The sequence below is a fragment of the Streptomyces sp. NBC_00289 genome (assembly GCF_041435115.1).
GTDB lineage: Bacteria > Actinomycetota > Actinomycetes > Streptomycetales > Streptomycetaceae > Streptomyces.
Window position 1 is genome coordinate 10,290,248 of the sequence record NZ_CP108046.1, and the last position, 15,911, is coordinate 10,306,158.

Sequence of the window (15,911 nt, forward strand, 5' to 3'; positions counted from 1 at the left end):
CAGGTTGATCATGCTGGGAAGGGTCTGGCCGTGGGGAGCGCTGCCGTCGTATCAGGGCCCCGGTACCGGGTGGAGATCATCTCCCACTGTGTGTGGCTGTACTTTTCGGTTCCCCTGAGCTTCCGTGAGGTCGAGGAGCTGATGCTCGCCCGCGGCGTCGTCACCTCCTATGAGACGGTCCGCCGGTGGTGCCGGGCCTGCGGGGCGTCACCGCAGGTGAACGGTCGACTCCTATAGTCGTCAAGCCGCTGGAGCAAGGTCGGTTTGAGTGATTTGTTCCGTTGGTGTGCTGGTCAGGGCGCGGTAGACCTCGCGGGCGACGAATCGCTTGAGGCAGCGCATGATGTCCTTCTTGGACAGTCCTTCCGTGGTCCAGCGCTCGACGTAGGCGCGGGTGCGTTCGTCGAAGCGCATGCGGGTCAGCACGATGATGTGCAGGGCGTTGTTCGCGGCCCGATCGTCGCCGCGGTTGAGCCGGTGGTGGTGGGTATGGCCGGATGATGCGGGGATCGGCGCGACTCCGGCCAGGTGCGCGAACGCGGCCTCGGAACGCATCCGTTCGGGGTTGTCCCCGGCCGTGGCCAGCAGCTGGCCGGCGGTTTCGGGCCGACGCCGAACAGTTCCAGTAGTACAGGGGCGGCCTGCTTGACCGGCGGGCCGATCTCGGCGTCGAGCTCGGCGATCTCCTCGTCCATCGCCTGATGGCGGCGGGCGAGGCGGCGCAGTGCCGCCCGGGTTGCCGCCAGCGGGCGTGACAGTTCACTGCCGGGCCTCAGCCGGCCCCGGGTGCGTATCAGCGCAGCCCGTTCCAGGCCCGCGACCTGCTCGCGCAGCATCGCCGGTGCGGATACCAGCAGTCCACGGATCTGGTTCATCGCCTGGGTTCGGGCCTTGACCGCGCTGCGGCGGGCTGTCCGCAGGACGCGGACCGCTTCGACCACGCCGTCCCGGCTCTTGGGCGTCCCGGTGGCCCGGCCGGACAGAACGGCCGTCGCGGCGGCGTAGGCGTCGATCGGGTCGGACTTGCCCTTCATCCGCCGGGTCTTGCGGTCCGGTTGGTCCACGTCGTCGACGACCGTGACCCGGCCGCGGTCAGCACGCGGGCGAGCTCGGCTCCGTAGGCGCCGGTGCCCTCAACTCCCACCGCGACGAGCTCACCATGAGAGCGCATCCAGTCCAGAAGGTCTCGGTAACCGCGGATGGAGGCGGGGAACTCCCGGTCGGCCAGGTGCCGGCCGATGGAGTCGATCACCGCCCCATGGTGCGTCAGACCACGGGTCGACTCCGCCGGTGATCTCCGGGCCGTCGTGCGTCATGCTGGTCATGTCCGTCCTTGTGAGTCCGTTCCGAGGGCGGCACGCGCCGGTCGGGCGGGTGGACAAGACAGTGACGGGGCTTCTCGACCAGGCTCCTGACTTGTTCAATCGGCCCCAGATGCTCGGTCTGCAGCCGTAGCGTCCAGGGTGTCGGTCGGCACGGGCCCGCAGTGCTCCTTGCCGCCCATGGGCTGGCTCACTGATAGCGTGCCGCCGCCGGCTGACACCCGCGCGGTGTGGCTCGACAGAGGCATGAAGGCGACACGGTGACTTCAAGTCAGGGTGCCCACCGCACTCCCCTTCCTGACTCATCGAGTGCGAGAGCAGCAGCCTGTGATCCTGATCGGTGTCGATCCCCACAAGTCGTCCCACACCGCCGTCGCCGTCGACACAGCAGGCCACCAGGTGGCCCAGCGCCGGTTCGTCGTCAACGCCGGAACCTTCCGCCAGCTGATGCGCTGGTGCGAGCAGTGGCCTGACCGTCGTTTCGCGGTCGAGGGCGCCGGCGGCCTGGGCCACTCGCTCGCCCAGCAACTGGCGGCCGCGGGCGAGAACGTGGTCGACGTGCCGTCCACGCTGTCGGCACGGGCCCGGCTGCTGGCCACCGGCGCCGACCGCAAGACCGACGAAGGGCATCCGGCCGGTCACGGCCACCGACAACTGCCGCCGGGACATAGCCCGTGACCTGCTGGCCGATTTGCGCAGACTGGACCGGCAGGTCAAGGACAACGAAGCCGAAATGCGCGAGGCCGTCGCCGCGACCCGCACCACGCTGACCGCCCTGCCGGGCCTGGGCACCGTGCTGGCCGCGAAGGTCCTCGGCCACATCGGGGACGTCAGCCGGTTCCCCACCGAGCACCACTTCGCCAGCTACACCGGAAGCGCACCCTTGGACGCCTCCGGCGGCAACAACGTCCGTCATCGGCTCAACACCGGCGGCAACCGCGCGCTGAACTCGGTTCTGCATACGATCGCCGTCTGCCAGATCCGCGACGGCGGCCGCGGGCAGGACTACTACCTCCGCAAGATCGCGGAAGGCAAGACACCATCCGAGGGCCGCCGGGCCCTCAAGCGCCGCCTGTCCAACGTGGTCTACCGGATTATGAAACGCGACCAACGGAGTCACCTCGCTCAAGCCGCTTGACACACAGAGGCGCTATGAAGTCACAAGCGCCCGTCCGGCCGCGTGCATGGAGGCCCGCCGACGCGCCGACAATCCCAAACAGGACAGTCGAAGACGTCAGTCAGGTGGCGAGTCAGACGCATCAGCAGAACCACCACTCACATCCTCACTGTCAGGTGGGGTTCAGCGGGGTGATGCCGGTGCCCGCATACAGCTCGGGGTCCAGTGACAGGACCGTGATCGGATCCCCCGCCTTCACTGCCTGCCAGGCGATGGCAGCCGCGTGAGCCACCGGCCAATCCGTATCTCTCCAGTCCATCGCATCCACCGCATGAGCGGCGGTGAACGGGACGCTCTCCGCGAACCGCAGCGATGCCGCGTGCCTGCCCGCGCCGGCGTCCTGCCGCTCAGCAGCAACGATGGAAAGCGACGGGATGAGAACGCGGCCGGCGCCGCGCGAGGCTTCGACGTAGAGGCCGGTGGAGAAGAGATCCGCGCGATACAGAGCGGTCAGAACGGTATGGTCCAGGACGGCCGTCAGGTTCACGCGGCGGCGCCGCTCTGATGGGAGCGGATCTTCGCCCAGGCGTCCTGGCCGACCTGCTGGACCTGCTCGCTGTACTCGATGCCAAGCTCACGGGCCGCCTCGACGGCACGCTGCTCACGCTCACATTCCGTGAGCTCGCGGGAAGCGAGCTCTTCGAGCAGCTCAGTAATGGTGGTGCCGCGCTCGTCGGCAAGGGTACGCAGCCGGTCGCGCACTTCCTCGCTGGTCTTGATGCTCGTTGGCTTACTCATACCCCGATTCTACCGCCGGTAGAACTCCGGAAGAAGCGTTCGAACGCAATCATTCAGCAGGGCTGCGCTGTGTGACGGTTTTGGGTGTGCGGTGACGGCCGGTGGCCGGTGGTCAGCGGCTGTTGTGTGGGGTGGTCAGGCGGGTGCGGTGGCTGCCGGGGGAGCCAGGGCGTGCCGGTGAAGGCGTCGCGGAGCACGGTCAGGGAGTTGACCGCGTGCTTGGTCGCGGTTGAGAGCACGCCGCGGATGAGGTAGCGGTCCTTGGCGCGTTGCAGGTCGGTGAGCCGCCCGGAGATCTTCTCTTGGGTCTTGGAGGGGCGCAGGTCGCGTTCGGCCTGGTTCGAGGTCGGCGGGATGCGCAGGTCGGTGGTGAAGCGCAGGAAGTCGTCCTCGCGCTCGCGCAGGGCCTGCAGTAGCAGGCGGGCCTTGCGGGCGCCGGGCCGGGCGTCCGCCAGTGTGGCGGTGTGCGCGAGGCCGATGCGCACGGCGTGCCGCAGGCCGGTCAGGGCGACCTGCCTGATCCGTGCGGCCAAGGTCTGCTCGCCTCGGTCGCGGGCCTGGTTGGCGCGGTGGATCAGCTCGCGCAGCTCGTCGGCGAGCTGGGTGGGCCAGGCCTGTTCGGGGTAGAGCCCGGCGGCGCCGGCCAGGTCCCGGAGCACGTGGGTCAGGCACAACTGGTGCTGGAGGGTGCCGAGGTGGATGCTGTCGTAGTTCTGGTAGCGGTCGTGGACGATGACCGCCCCGGGCTCCAGGTCGCGGTAGACGAACTGCCGGAAGGTCGTCATGGAGCGGTCGCCCAGCAGGAAGTTGGTGTACAGCCCGGTGCAGGCGACGTGCAGGTAGCTCTTGGCCTCGACTCTGCCCGGGGCGGGGGTGGCCGGGCAGGCCTTCAGCGGGGTCTCGTCGCAGCAGAGCGTGAAGGCGAGGGTGATCAGGGTTCGGATGACGAAGTCGCAGGTCGCCAGCAGGGACGCCGCCCGCGCCAGCAGGGCGTGGACGAAGCCGACGGAGGGTTCGGCGCCGGTCAGCGCGGCGAGGATCTCACGCATCCGGTGCACCGGCACGAAGTGCACCACAAGCAGGTAGACCGCGAATGCGCGCAGGCTGGGCCCATACTCCGCCCGTCCACGCCCGGCACCCGCGGGACGCTCGGCGGTGGACCTTCCCGCAGGCGCAGGCCACCGCGTGCTGGTCGTACTGCGTGACGGCCACCGCCACCAGCGGGATCTCGTGCTGCTGGTAGCGGTCCACCACACCACACCCAGGCCGACCGCGTCGACGAGGTCGGCCCCGCAGCCGCATGCCTTTTGGGGGAAACGGTCCAGGCGGTCGTCGATCTCATCGTCCCCGCGCCAGCACAGCGCCGACCCGGGCGCACCCCTCTGCTTGCCCTTACCGCGACCGCTCGGCTTGGCCCGGCGCTCCTTGCGCGGCGGCACCTTCCCGAGGGTGTCGTCCTTCGAGGGCGGCATCGAGGAGTTGGAACTGTTGCGCGAGTGCAGATGCTGGAGCTTCGCCAGTTCCTGGGCCTGCCGCTCGAACTTGTCTACCAAGTCGGCGAGTTGCGTAGCCATGGCCGCGATCTGCGCATCCTGACGGGCGATCACCACCGCCAGCTCATCGAGCCGGGCTGCTTGACCACGGGCGAGCACGACCAGCTCGTCACGCGTCATCGACTCCAGCTCGGGCACGGCAAGATCCACCACACCGCACAACCGACGCCTCACACCCTCACGGACCGTCACATCACGGCAGCCACCGTCACACTCCGATTACCTGCTGAATGATTGCGTTCGAACGCCTCCGAGCCCTGCTTGCTGCCAGGGGCCTGTGCGGGCGTCGGTGTAGGGGCGTTCGGTCCTCCTGAGACGCACTGAAGGAGAGCTGCAGCGCCACACGGCGCGCGTCGTCGCCTCGCCTTTCCCTTCCGGGGTACAGCGTGGCACTGGCCCCGCTAGGTTCATGATCAGTCCGCGCCGACACGGGTGCGCGGGCCAGGACCGGTTTCCCGCGCTCTGGGTACAGCCGGACCGCATCCGGGCCTCGGCATCCGAAAGGATGCCGAGGCCCGCACTCCCTCCCCGCCGGTGACGCCTACCGGATCCGTGCGAAACGATGTGACCTACTTGTCGGAGCTCCGGCGTCAGGGAAGTGAGGAGGCGGCGTTGCACTCGCGGAGCGAAGGCAACGGGCGTGCCGGCCGGTCGGGCCGGCACCGTGCTGTAGTCGCCGCCTTCCAGGGGACGCACATGGCCGGCTCCCAACCACACGCGGTACTCGACCGGCTCCGGACGGCCTCCGTTCCCTGTCCCCCAGACGGTGATCCCGACCCCGTACTGGAGGCCCGCAGTTCCTGACCGTCGGGCATGACCGCGATCACCCGCGCACCGGCTCCCGTCATCCGCGCTCCCTCTCTCATCACATGGTTCTCGAAGATGCGGCCCTGCGGTGCTGCCGCATTCTCGCTGGCCCCGACACGGCAGCGATCTCAGGGCTGCGGGGCTGATCAGGACACCTCTTCCGGCTGAGGCGCGATGTCGGGGACCCACGCCTGGCAGGCCAAGTACGCCCTTCGCCGGCGTCGAAGGAACGATCAATCAGGCCCTGGACATCACCGGCCTGCGCCGGGCCCGCTAGGCGGCCGAGGGTGTTCACTTCCTTGTGTAAGCGATGATCTTGTTGGGTGCTGGTCGGGCTTCGGCTGACACCAGGAATGTGACGCACAGTGAGTGACTTGATGAACGAGTTCATGCAGACAGTGGAGTCCCGTGACGACCGCGAGGAGGCGGGGCGTCGGCTGGCGTCGGTGATGTCGCCGGCGACGATCGACAAGCTGCTGGCGGACGCGGAGGCGGCCGGGGTCGGTATCGACGGGTCGGGCGGTCTGCTGCAGCAGATGATGAAGGCGGTGCTGGAGCGGGCCCTGCAGGCCGAGATGGCCGACCACCTCGACTACGAGACCGGGGACCCGGCCGGCCGTGGATTGGGGACGTCCCGCAACGACTCCTGCGCCAAGACGCTGAGCACCTCGACGGGCCCGGTGACCGTCCAGGTGCCGGCGGGATCGGGAGGCGGACTTCGAGCCGGTGATCGTGAAGGGCAAGCGGCGTCTGTCGCAGGTCGACGACATGATCCTGTCCCTGTACTCCCGCGGCATGACCACCCGCGACATCCGCTGCCGCTGGTGTCCGTCATGCGCCACTCCCAGGTCTCGATCCGTACGGGATGACACCTGCCCAGGGGGCCGCGGGAGGAGCGAGAATCTGACCGGCGTGCTCGATGGCAACAGTGCGTGGCCCCTCTGCGGCCCCGGCACCAGACTGACCTACGGGCTCAACGTCCCACCGAGCGACCGGCATCGGCGGGCAGGCGCCACAGTCATGTTTTCACGCCAGCAAGGCGTACCCGAACGGACCAGAGGGACTGACCTGCATATATACCGATGTATATTCCTGTACATGGTTAGGACTCCGTTAGGTTGCTCTGGATCTTGAGTTCGGGCTGGTGGCCGTTCTGGGCAGGGGGCGGTGGCAGGTGGTGCAGGTGCCGGTCCAGCAGTTCAGCAGGTCCTGGATGGCGTCGAGGGTCTGGTAGAGGGTGAGTTGGCTGTATCGGCTTTTGGGGCCAGGCGCTGTTCGATGAGGAAGGCGTGTGCGGCGGTGACCAGGGTGACGTGATGGTGCCAGCCGTTCCAGGAACGGCCCTCGAAGTGGTCCAGGCCGAGGCCGTGCTTGAGTTCCCGGTAGTCGTGCTCGATGCGCCAGCGGATCTTCGCCAGACGGACCAGTTCGGTGATCGGGGTGTCGGCGGGCAGGTTGGACAGCCAGTAGTCGGTGGGTGCTTCGGCGCCGGCGGGCCACTCGGCCAGCAGCGTCAGCTCAGGCAGGACGCCGTCCCAGCTGTTGTCGCCGGCGGCGGCCTGAGCGATGCGTCGGGATTTGATCCCGGCCGGCCGCACCCGCAGGGCCAAAAAGCGTGAGCGCATCGGCCCGCGGGAGCCTTCCCGCCAGGTCACCTCGCTGAAGGCCTGCCGTCCGTGGCCGGCGGCGAGTGCGGCCACCGGGGACGGCTTGTCGCGGTAACGGGGCTGCGGCTTGCGGCCGCTGCCGGACCAGGCGGAGGCGGCGGGCTGCACGTCGTGCGGGTGGACGCCCACATCCGAGCGGATCGCCACCACGTATCCGATGCCCCGGCTGTCCAGCCCGTCGCGAAAGTCGGCGTTCTGCCCGTAGCCGGCGTCGGCCACCAGCACCGGCGGAACCAGACCCCATTCCGCCAGCTCATCACCAGTGTCCAGAGCCAGGCGCCACTTCTCCCGGTGCCCGGTCTCCTCCGGGATCCCGGTCTTGCGCCGGCGGACCGGATCCTGCGCCCACTCCCGGGGCACGAACAGGCGCCACTGCAGCGGACACGACGCGGTGTCGGAGACCGCGTGCACACTGAGCTTCTTCAGCGTTGCTTCTCCAGGGTGAGGACGGCCTTGGCGATTGACGTGAGTGTGTTGGGACTGACGCGGGCTTTGCGGAAGATCCGCCAGGCTTTGAGTCGTGCGAAGGCCCGTTCGACGGGCGAGCGGAGTCGGGCGTGTGCCCGGTTGACGGCCTTCTCTTTGACGGTGAGCTCACGGTTTCGGTGTCTTTTGACGGGTGTGGCGAACGTTCCGCCGGCACCCTGGTACGCCTTGTCCGCGAGGGCGGGGATCTTCAGTCGCTCACAGATGGGGCGATGTTGTGGGTGCGGGCGGCGGTGATGTCCGCGGTCCGTCCGGGCAGGGCCGGCGAGTACCAGACGAGCTCACCGGCCGGGCCGGTGACCGTCTGGATGTTCACGCCGTGCTTGCGGTGCTTGCCTGAATAGTCGTTCTGGCTGTTGCCCACGCGGTCGCATTCGGCGAGCGTGCCGTCGACGAGGATGTGCTCAGGGCGGGCTTGCCGCAGCGCGTGAGTGAGAGAGGGTGCGCGGGCGGCCAGGTGGGTGATCACGCTGTGTACATGTGCGTGGGCGGTGCTCTCGCTGATCCGGAAGCCGGCGGCGATCTGGGCGAGGGTGTCGTGCTTGCGTGGGTACACGAGCGTGATGAGGGCCCGCTGAGAGGCCGGCAGTTTGCACCGGCGGTCACCCTCGCGGGTGATGATCAGCATCGTGACCCACTCCACGAGGGCATGCGGAAGGTCGAGTGCGGCAGGATAGGTAACCAACAAGGCTCCCTGACAAATGAGTTGAGACGTGAGATCTCTCGCTCAACTGTCCGGGAGCCTTGTCCGTTACGAGCCCTTGTCTGTCACCCGATCGGTGGCCAACTCGAAGAAGCTCACTCACCGCGACCTGGCAGTTGGCCTGTTTGCCCAGCGCTCCGCAGTACTGGGGGGCGACCGCCACCGACATCTTCCCGTCCTTGGGGAACGACACGTCATCGACCGCCCAGGCATCCGGGCAGACCTGGGGCACCATCCGCTCGGCGATCCGCCGCCGTACCGGCACCGGATCCCACGTCGACTGATTCACGAACTGCTGCAGGTTCTGCTCGTTGCCGTCCGGCAGCCGCTCCGCCATCGGCTGGATCGACTTACGCCGCCCGTCCAGCATCAGCTGTCGGCGTACACACGATCGTCCCCGGTCGCGTACGAGTGAAAAGGGACGCTTGATGGTGCGGTGAATCGTGGTGCCCGGCACTCTTCTGCTCGTCCGGTGAAGGGTGGCGGAGGGTGGTGACGCGGTGGTTTTGGACCCGCAGCGCTGGCTGGAACTGCGGCGGTTCCGTGCTCTGGTCGAGTCAGGGGCGGTCAGTCTGACCGAGGTGGCCAAGGAGACTGGGCTGGACCGCAAGACGGTCCGCAAGTATCTGTCGAGCACGGCGGCGTCGGTGCCGCCGAGGCGGACGTCGAACGGCCGGCCCCGGAAGAAGGCGGTCGACGAGGTCGCCCCGTTGATCGACGCGATGCTGCGGGCAGAGATCCTCATCAAGGGTGCTGTGGTGCACGAACGCCTGGTGAAGGAGTACGGCTCGACGATCAACTACCAGCGGGTCAAGCTCTATCTGCAGGAGGCCCGGCCGCGGATCGCGGGTGAACTGGGGATCGAGCCGCGGGAGTTGGCGGGTATGCACCGCCGCTTCGAGGTGGTTCCCGGGGCCCAGGCTCAGGTCGACTGGGGCGATGAAGGCAAGATCCTCGCCCACCTGGGAATCCCGAAGGTCTACTCGTTCCATATGGTGCTGTCGTACTCGCGCGATCCGTTCTGCTGCTTCACCACGAGCCAGGACCTGCAGACCTTCTTCGACTGCCACCGGCGGGCATTTGCGCACTTCGGCGGGGTGCCGATGTCGATCGTCTACGACCGGACCAAGACCGTCGTGCGCCGGCACGTCGCTCCCGGTGAGGCGGTTCCGCTGCATCCGGAAGCGGTCGGCTTCGCCGGCCACTACGACTTCGACATCGACGTGCTGGCCGCCTACCGGCCCACCGGGAAGGGTCGGGTCGAACGCCAGGTGTTGATCGTGCGTGATCACGTGCTGGCCGGGCGGGCGTTCTCCTCGCTCGAGGAGTTGGATGCCGCGTTCTTGGCGTGGGTGCCGCAGCGACGCGCCCGCACCCACGCCACCCACCACGAGGTCATCGGACACCGGGCCGCCCGGGATCACGCCGCCCTGAAGCCGTTGCCGTCCTCGCCCTATCTGGTGGCCGAGCGGCATCTGCGGCCGGTGGGCAAGGACTGTCTGGTCGCGTTCGGCGGGAACCTCTACTCGGTGCCCGCCCGCAAGGTCCGCCCGCGTCAGCTGGTGGAGATCAGAGCGACGAAATCCCAGGTCATGCTGCACACGACCGTCCCCGATGCCAGCGGCGAGACGTTGCTGTCCAGCCATCCGCGGGCGGTCGGCCGCGGCGTGGTTGTCAAGCAGGATGAGCACTGGGACGGCCTGCCAACCGGCAAGAACCGCCGCACTACGACGGGCGACGAGCCGCCACCACCGCAGAGCGAGTTCCCCGCGGCGGGTCGCATCGGGCCCTTGCAGGCCCTGTTGAACCGGGCCGCTGCAACCCAGATCGAGGTCGGGCGGCGGCCGCTGTCGGTCTATGACGAACTGACCGGCACCCGGCCCTTCACCACCAACTCCCCGACGAAGGAGTCGTCTTGAGCGAGCTGACCGGCAACCGCATCCGCACCACGGCCGGCAAGCTCGGCCTGCCCCACCTGGCGGAGACCATCAACGAGTACACCCGCCGAGCCGACGAGGCGAAGATGGGCTACCTCGACTTCCTCGACCTGGTCCTTTCCGAAGAGCTCGCCGTCCGCGACGACCGCCGCTTCCGCCAGGGCCTGCGACTGTCCAAGCTGCCACACCACAAGACGCTGGACGAATACGACTTCTCGTTCCAGCCCGAGCTCGACCCGCGCAAGGTCAAAGACCTCGCCAGCCTCTCCTTCGTCGACGGCAAGGCGAACGCCGCGCTGCTGGGGCCACCGGGAGTGGGCAAGACGCATATCGCTGTCGCTCTCGCTGTCGCGGCCTGCCGGGCCGGCTACTCGATCTACTTCACCAGTCTCGACGACATGGTCCGCAATCTGAAGGCTGCCGAGTCGGCCGGACGGCTGGTCAACAAACTCGGCACCTACCTGCGGCCGAGCGTCCTTGTGATCGATGAGGTGGGCTACCAGCCCCTCGAACGGGCCGAGGCGAACCTGGTCTTTCAGGTCATCTCCAAGCGTTACGAGAAGGGCTCCATCATCCTGACCTCCAACAAGACCTTCAGCGAATGGGGACAGGTGTTCGGCGACGAGGTCCTCGCCACCGCGATCCTCGACCGGCTCCTCCACCACTGCGAAGTGATCGCGATCAACGGCCCGAGCTACCGGCTCAAGAACCGCCTCCAGGCCATCGAGCGGGAGAACGAAGTGGCCTAACACCTGGGGACGTTCAAACGTACCGGCCCGGCCCGAAGCGAGAGTACGCCGACATCAGCCCCCGCAGGTAGCAGTAGCGGTGGCGGAAGTCTCGAATTGCTGAGTCAGATCATCCTGCTCACCCGGGAGAACGGAAACATGGTCCGCGGCGCGTGCCCTGCCGAGTCTCGCGGAAACGGGCTCGTTGGGGTGGCAGGCGGCGTAATAACGAAGGAAGGATACGGCAGCTGTAGAGCAGCGGCCGAGTTTTCGATCATGGCGGGGTGTCGGCGTATGCATGCCAGCGGCGGTGGCAGAGGCGGGCGCGGTGTTGGTGGCGGCGGCGCCAGGTGGACCACCACAGCAGGTGGTCGGGGTCTCGTCGGGGTGGCGGAAGGATCAAGGCCCGTAGCAGGCGGAGGAGTTCGTGGCTGCTGAGGGGCACGAGGTTGGCCTCGTCGGGGTCGTCGCGGGTGGTCTGGGCGGCGCGTTCGAGGGCGGCGGTGACGGCCAGGAAGGCGTAGGCGACCAGGGCGATCACGCTCCAGCGGTGCCAGGAGTTCCAGCAGGGCCACCGTACCGGTCCTGTGGCCCCACGCACGATGATCGATATGGCGAGCGAGGAGAACACGCTGGAGGCGGCAGCCCAGGCGCTGCACGATGCGCAAGAAGCGGTCCATGTGGCCCGCCGGAATCTGACTGCGGCGATCGTGGCCGCATACCAGAGCGGCGAGCCGGCAGCCCAGATCGCGATGCGCACTGGTAGAGACGTCATCGGGATCCGAAATCTGCTGGCCGCCGCCCAGGCGACACGTCGCCGGTAATCGAACCCCGTCCAGGAACGCCGCGGTCACGTCATGGACACTCCGTGCGCAGTCGCCGGATCTCGCCGTGGGCCCTTTCCAGGCGTCGGGTCAGCTCGGTGTTGGCCGCCCGGAGTTCTTGACCCGCAACAGGGCGGCTTCCAGGCGCCGGTGCAGTGAGGCGGTGCCCGTCGGCTGCTGACCGGTCCGCACGGGTGACGGTACTCCCTGCTTCAGCTTTGATGGCGTCGACCAGATTGCTCTGCGTGTAGAGCCAGGAGCGGGAGATACCCGCTGTGCGGGCGACGCCGGCGACGGTGACGGGTCCTCGGCTCTTCTGGGCGTTCTTGACGGCTTCCTCGGCGCGTGAGGGTGCCTGCAGGCACCCTCACAAGCCTTCCCCGACCGACGCGGACGAGTCGAGCGCCATCCCTGCCCCCGCTGCGGCGCCGAACCCGGATCGCCGTCCCGCCCGCCGACCCGTTCAACCTGGTGGGGTCAGGCGGCGCTGAGGTCGGCCCAGTGGTTGATGAGGCCGTCGGTGTCGTTGTCGGGGGTGGGGGTGGTGCCGGTGTGGTGGGCGAGGGTGGTGATGATGGTGGTGCCGCGGCCGTGTTCGTCTGTGGGGCGGGTGGTGGCCCAGCTGGTGGTGGGGGAGGCGGTGTGGGGGCCGCCGTCGCTGACGTGGACTTGGACGCGGCCTGGGCCGTTGGTGGTGGTGTGCAGGTGCAGGGCGACGGGGGGTAGGGCGTGGGTGACGGCGTTGGTGACCAGTTCGGAGATGACCAGCAGGGCGTCGTAGAGCTGGTCTTCGTCCAGTCCCCAGGAGGCCAGGATGGGGCGGGCGGCACGGCGGGCGGTGGCCGGTGCGAGCGGTCCGTGTTCCAGTGGCAGGCTGAACACGCGCGCACCGGCCGCGGCGGCGTGCGGCGCGGGGCGCTGTTGCCGGCTGTGGGAGGTCGTGGTGGTCGTCATCAAGATCACTGCCTGTCCGGAAGGGCCGGAATGCTTCTTCTGGTACTTCCAGCACACTCCCGTCGAGCGCAGGCTCTCTGAGCAGTCCATACCCAAAACCAAAAATCGGTGGTTTGGTATGCCGTTGTTTCCCCTGGCCGGTTGCTGGTCGCAGGGCGCGCCGTGAGCTGCGGTGACGCGCCCTGGCTGTCATCCTTGCCAGGTCAGACAACCCCGGGCCGGGCCGGAGCGGGAATACGGGGGTGAGTTCACCGCCGGAGTGGAGGCCATCATGCTGCTCAGTCACAGCCTGGACGGCGACGTGCTGCGGGTGACCCTGCACTGCAATCTCGACATCGCCACGCGGGCCGCGGCCGTCCAGGAGATCGAGGCCTTCGTCCGTGCCTGCCGGCCCCGCTGCGTGATCCTCAGCGTTCCCGCTGGGGAGCCGGCACCCGCCACGCTCAGCGCCGCCCTCCGGGCCCACCGCATGTGCCAGAAGGTGGGTATCGCGCTGGAGGTGACCGGAGTATCCACGGCGATGCAACGCCTGTTCGCTACGAACATCGCGTAGACCCCACCACTCGGGATCGGAAACGCGCGCGGTGGCTGCGGCCGCTGTTGTCCGCGCGGGCCTCCACGAGGCCCGCCCCGGCCGTGGGTGACTGGGATGGTGCGGAAGACGTTGAATCCGGTGTGACCAAGACGATGCGGCTTCCGTCCCTTCCCGGCGCCCAGCACAGTGGCAGTGCGGTTTCCCGCCCCGAGCTGGAGCCGATCTTCACTGAACTCGCCGCCCGGTGGGCCGGCGCCGGGCGGGCCGTGCCCGGCCGGGCGGACGAGGAGTGGACGACCCTCACCCGCCGCTCCCCGTGGCCGGTACGCTGACCGCACAGCACGATGCCGATGTCGATCACCAGCTATCACGTCTTTGCCCGGTCGTCGTCTGTGGGGCACGAGGACGATGTCACCGGCGCCCTGGTAGCCGCGGTCGGCCAGGATCGGGATGCCCAGGCGGATACACGTAGCGATGATCCGGTGCCGTCTGGCCGCGGTCAGATCGTGGGTCCGGCCGGGCAGCGCGGGCGAGATCCACACCAGCGTGCCGTCCGGAGCGGTCACCACCTGCAGGTTCACGCCGTGCCGGCGGTGCTTTCCCCAGTAGTCCGCCCGGCCGTCGCCGGTCCGGTCGCACTCGGCGAGTGTCCCCTCCAGCAGCAGGTAGCGGGCGTCGGGGCGATCTCAGGGCCGCGGTCAGACCGGGCGCGAGCTCTGCGAGGTGGCCGATCACGGCGTGCACGTGGGCGTGTGCGGTGCCCAGGCTGATACCGAAGCCGGCCGCGAGCTGACGCAGGGTGTCGTTCTTCCGCAGGTATACCAGTGCGACCAGGGCGCGCTCGGACGCTGGCAGCTTGCACCTGCGGTCACCTTCACGGGTGACAATGAGCATCGTGACCCACTCCACCAGGGCATGCGGAACATCGAGTACGGCACGATAAGGAACCAACAGAGCCCCAAGGCTGAAGAGTTGAGCGTAGACACCTCGCTCAACAGCCCTGGGGCTCTGCCCGTTCCGCCCTCACCACACCTCACCCGATCAGTAGCCGAACTGAACAAGCTCATGCTTCGCCGCCCGGTTGCGCCAGGAGATGGTGGCCTCGCCGGTGAGTCGGCGGGCCATGAGGTCGGTCATGGCGAGGTAGATCGATCATGGCTTCGGATCGGGCAGGGAGGGTCTCGCCAGGTGGCGGTGGAGCATCAGCCAGCCGTAGGTCCGCTCGACCGTCCGGGATCGGGATGAACCCCCTGCTCCCGGGGGTACGGGCGGTGATTTCCAAGTCGATGCCGAGAGTGGCGGCGTGCTCGACGAAGTGCTTGCGATAGCCGCCGTCGACCCCAGTGAGGTGACCCCCGGAGTGTGGACGCAGTGATCGCGTTCGGGGCAGGCCGGATGAGGTGGTAGACCTCGCGGATCACGTAGCGTTTGAGGCATCGGATGATCTCGCGTTTCGTCTTGCCTTCTGCGGTTCGGCGGGCGGCGTAGTCGATCGTGGGCTGGTGGAATCGCATGCGGACGATGACGGTGCGGTAGATCGCGGCGTTGAGCTGGCGATGGCCGCCGTGGTTGATGCGGTGCCTGGCGCTGGTCATTTTGGAGCCGGTGGGCACGGGTGCGATGCCCGCGAGTTTGGCGAGTGCGGCTTCGGACTTGATGCGCTCGGGGTTGTCGCCGGCTGCGACGAGGATTTCCGCGGCCGTGTCCACTGCGATGCCGAACGGCTCGAGCAACTGCGGGGCGGCTCGGTGCGCCAGGTCATCGATCATCTTCGTCAGCTCTTTGGCCTCGGCGTCGAGGTACTGCCACCGCTTGGCCAGCGTGCGCAGGGCGTGACGTAGTGCGCCCTCAGGGCCCTCCAGCTGTCGAGGACGCAGGCCCGCCAGGTGCCGGGCCAGAGCGATCTGCGTTGTGCCGGCGGTCTCGTGACGCAGGCCATCGCCGGCGTGGACGAGCATCGCCTTCATGGTGACCCTCGCGGCCGCGCGCTGTTCGACGGCCTGGTCGTGGGCGATCTTCAGCCGGCGGATCATCTCGGCCTCGCCGTCCGCCGTCTTGGGAGTGGCGGTGGCAAAGCCGGCGAGAACCGCGGGGCGGCGTTCTCGGCATCCAGCGTGTCGGACTTGCCGTTCATCCGCCGTAGCCGCCGGTCCGGCCGGCCGGCCTCGACCACCTTGTGACCGGCCCGGCGAAGGAACGAGGCCAGGGTGGCGCCGTAGAAGCCGGTGCCCTCGACCCCGAATGCGAGCACCTTGCCGAACGAGGTTGCCCAGTCCAGGAGTTGCTGGAATCCACCGGTGTCCGTGGGGATAGTCAATGTCGCCAGGATTTTGCCGATGGTGTCCATGACTGGCGACGTGCACGTGCTTGTGTGTGTCGACGCCGATCACGACGTGCCCGGACCTGTGCTGCTCGTTGGTGTTCACCGCGTTCCTTCCGGCCGGCAGCGTGAGGTGCACGCTGTCGCCGGCCGGATCATG

At 68.2% G+C, this 15,911-nt stretch carries 14 protein-coding genes and 9 pseudogenes; 10 read left to right on the forward strand and 13 right to left on the reverse strand.

Annotated features, from left to right (window positions below; all coding sequences use genetic code 11):
- Positions 1-30: 30 nt before the first annotated feature.
- Positions 31-204 (forward strand): annotated as a pseudogene (locus tag OG985_RS46955) (IS6 family transposase); the annotation flags it as partial.
- A gap of 36 nt (positions 205-240) precedes the next feature.
- Here OG985_RS46955 and OG985_RS46960 read toward each other — a convergent pair.
- Positions 241-1,325 (reverse strand): annotated as a pseudogene (locus OG985_RS46960) (IS110 family transposase).
- Between the two features lie 306 nt (positions 1,326-1,631).
- Between OG985_RS46960 and OG985_RS46965 the strand changes: the two are divergent.
- Together OG985_RS46965 and OG985_RS46970 are read left to right on the forward strand one after the other, a co-directional pair.
- Entirely contained in the window at positions 1,632-2,000 is a 369-nt protein-coding gene (locus OG985_RS46965; protein ID WP_371666566.1) for a transposase, read from the forward strand.
- A gap of 13 nt (positions 2,001-2,013) precedes the next feature.
- On the forward strand, positions 2,014-2,460 hold the full coding sequence (locus OG985_RS46970) for a transposase (protein ID WP_371666565.1): 447 nt from the start codon (positions 2,014-2,016) through the stop codon (positions 2,458-2,460).
- 151 nt (positions 2,461-2,611) lie between these two features.
- Here OG985_RS46970 and OG985_RS46975 read toward each other — a convergent pair whose 3' ends face one another.
- The 3 genes from OG985_RS46975 to OG985_RS46985 are packed head-to-tail and all read right to left on the reverse strand — an operon-like array spanning position 2,612 to position 4,928.
- The gene (locus tag OG985_RS46975) at positions 2,612-2,986 is read right to left on the reverse strand and encodes a PIN domain-containing protein (RefSeq protein WP_371666564.1); all 375 of its coding nucleotides are present in this window, start codon (positions 2,984-2,986) and stop codon (positions 2,612-2,614) included.
- Positions 2,983-3,237 (reverse strand): hypothetical protein, encoded by a 255-nt coding sequence (locus OG985_RS46980; protein ID WP_371666563.1) that lies wholly within the window; start codon positions 3,235-3,237, stop codon positions 2,983-2,985. The genes OG985_RS46975 and OG985_RS46980 overlap by 4 nt, the downstream gene beginning before the upstream one ends.
- A gap of 53 nt (positions 3,238-3,290) precedes the next feature.
- Positions 3,291-4,928 carry a transposase gene (locus OG985_RS46985; protein WP_371666562.1) on the reverse strand — a complete coding sequence of 546 codons (1,638 nt, stop codon included), beginning with the start codon at positions 4,926-4,928 and terminating at the stop codon, positions 3,291-3,293.
- 1,118 nt (positions 4,929-6,046) lie between these two features.
- Here OG985_RS46985 and OG985_RS46990 point away from each other — a divergent pair.
- Positions 6,047-6,410: pseudogene (locus tag OG985_RS46990) on the forward strand (transposase); the annotation flags it as partial.
- A gap of 386 nt (positions 6,411-6,796) precedes the next feature.
- Here the strand turns inward: OG985_RS46990 and OG985_RS46995 are convergent.
- The 3 pseudogenes from OG985_RS46995 to OG985_RS47005 form a co-directional block, all read right to left on the reverse strand.
- A pseudogene (locus OG985_RS46995) lies at positions 6,797-7,681 on the reverse strand (IS701 family transposase); the annotation flags it as partial.
- A 5-nt stretch (positions 7,682-7,686) separates the two neighbouring features.
- Positions 7,687-8,435: pseudogene (locus tag OG985_RS47000) on the reverse strand (transposase family protein).
- A 115-nt stretch (positions 8,436-8,550) separates the two neighbouring features.
- Positions 8,551-8,895, reverse strand: a pseudogene (locus OG985_RS47005) (transposase); the annotation flags it as partial.
- 58 nt (positions 8,896-8,953) lie between these two features.
- Between OG985_RS47005 and istA the strand changes: the two are divergent.
- Positions 8,954-10,372: an IS21 family transposase gene (gene istA, locus OG985_RS47010; RefSeq protein ID WP_331719138.1), complete on the forward strand. Its 1,419-nt coding sequence runs from the start codon at positions 8,954-8,956 to the stop codon at positions 10,370-10,372.
- Positions 10,369-11,139, forward strand: coding sequence for an IS21-like element helper ATPase IstB (istB, locus tag OG985_RS47015; protein WP_189845846.1), 771 nt, complete (start codon positions 10,369-10,371; stop codon positions 11,137-11,139). Before istA ends, istB begins: the two co-directional genes overlap by 4 nt.
- Before the next feature lie 253 nt (positions 11,140-11,392).
- Here the strand turns inward: istB and OG985_RS47020 are convergent, their stop codons facing one another.
- Entirely contained in the window at positions 11,393-11,719 is a 327-nt protein-coding gene (locus OG985_RS47020) for a hypothetical protein (RefSeq protein ID WP_371666561.1), read from the reverse strand.
- A gap of 10 nt (positions 11,720-11,729) precedes the next feature.
- On the opposite strand from OG985_RS47020, the gene OG985_RS47025 reads away from it, so the two are divergent.
- Positions 11,730-11,942 (forward strand): hypothetical protein, encoded by a 213-nt coding sequence (locus OG985_RS47025; protein ID WP_371666560.1) that lies wholly within the window; start codon positions 11,730-11,732, stop codon positions 11,940-11,942.
- A 477-nt stretch (positions 11,943-12,419) separates the two neighbouring features.
- Here the strand turns inward: OG985_RS47025 and OG985_RS47030 are convergent, their stop codons facing one another.
- Positions 12,420-12,896 (reverse strand): ATP-binding protein, encoded by a 477-nt coding sequence (locus OG985_RS47030; protein WP_371666559.1) that lies wholly within the window; start codon positions 12,894-12,896, stop codon positions 12,420-12,422.
- On the opposite strand from OG985_RS47030, the gene OG985_RS47035 reads away from it, so the two are divergent.
- From OG985_RS47035 to OG985_RS47045, 3 genes are all read left to right on the forward strand, one after another.
- Positions 12,886-13,062: a hypothetical protein gene (locus tag OG985_RS47035; protein ID WP_371674187.1), complete on the forward strand. Its 177-nt coding sequence runs from the start codon at positions 12,886-12,888 to the stop codon at positions 13,060-13,062. The genes OG985_RS47030 and OG985_RS47035 overlap by 11 nt on opposite strands.
- Positions 13,063-13,167: 105 nt before the next feature.
- The gene (locus tag OG985_RS47040) at positions 13,168-13,449 is read left to right on the forward strand and encodes a hypothetical protein (RefSeq protein ID WP_371666497.1); all 282 of its coding nucleotides are present in this window, start codon (positions 13,168-13,170) and stop codon (positions 13,447-13,449) included.
- Positions 13,450-13,571: 122 nt separating this feature from the next.
- Positions 13,572-13,763: a hypothetical protein gene (locus tag OG985_RS47045; RefSeq protein ID WP_371666496.1), complete on the forward strand. Its 192-nt coding sequence runs from the start codon at positions 13,572-13,574 to the stop codon at positions 13,761-13,763.
- Here OG985_RS47045 and OG985_RS47050 read toward each other — a convergent pair.
- The 4 genes and pseudogenes from OG985_RS47050 to OG985_RS47065 form a co-directional block, all read right to left on the reverse strand.
- Positions 13,737-14,382, reverse strand: a pseudogene (locus OG985_RS47050) (transposase family protein); the annotation flags it as partial. The gene OG985_RS47045 and the pseudogene OG985_RS47050 sit on opposite strands and share 27 nt — an antisense overlap.
- A 90-nt stretch (positions 14,383-14,472) precedes the next feature.
- A pseudogene (locus tag OG985_RS47055) lies at positions 14,473-14,794 on the reverse strand (IS5/IS1182 family transposase); the annotation flags it as partial.
- A gap of 142 nt (positions 14,795-14,936) precedes the next feature.
- Positions 14,937-15,464: pseudogene (locus OG985_RS47060) on the reverse strand (transposase); the annotation flags it as partial.
- Entirely contained in the window at positions 15,461-15,778 is a 318-nt protein-coding gene (locus OG985_RS47065; RefSeq protein WP_371666558.1) for a transposase, read from the reverse strand. The pseudogene OG985_RS47060 and the gene OG985_RS47065, both read right to left, overlap by 4 nt.
- Between the last annotated feature and the right edge of the window lie 133 nt (positions 15,779-15,911).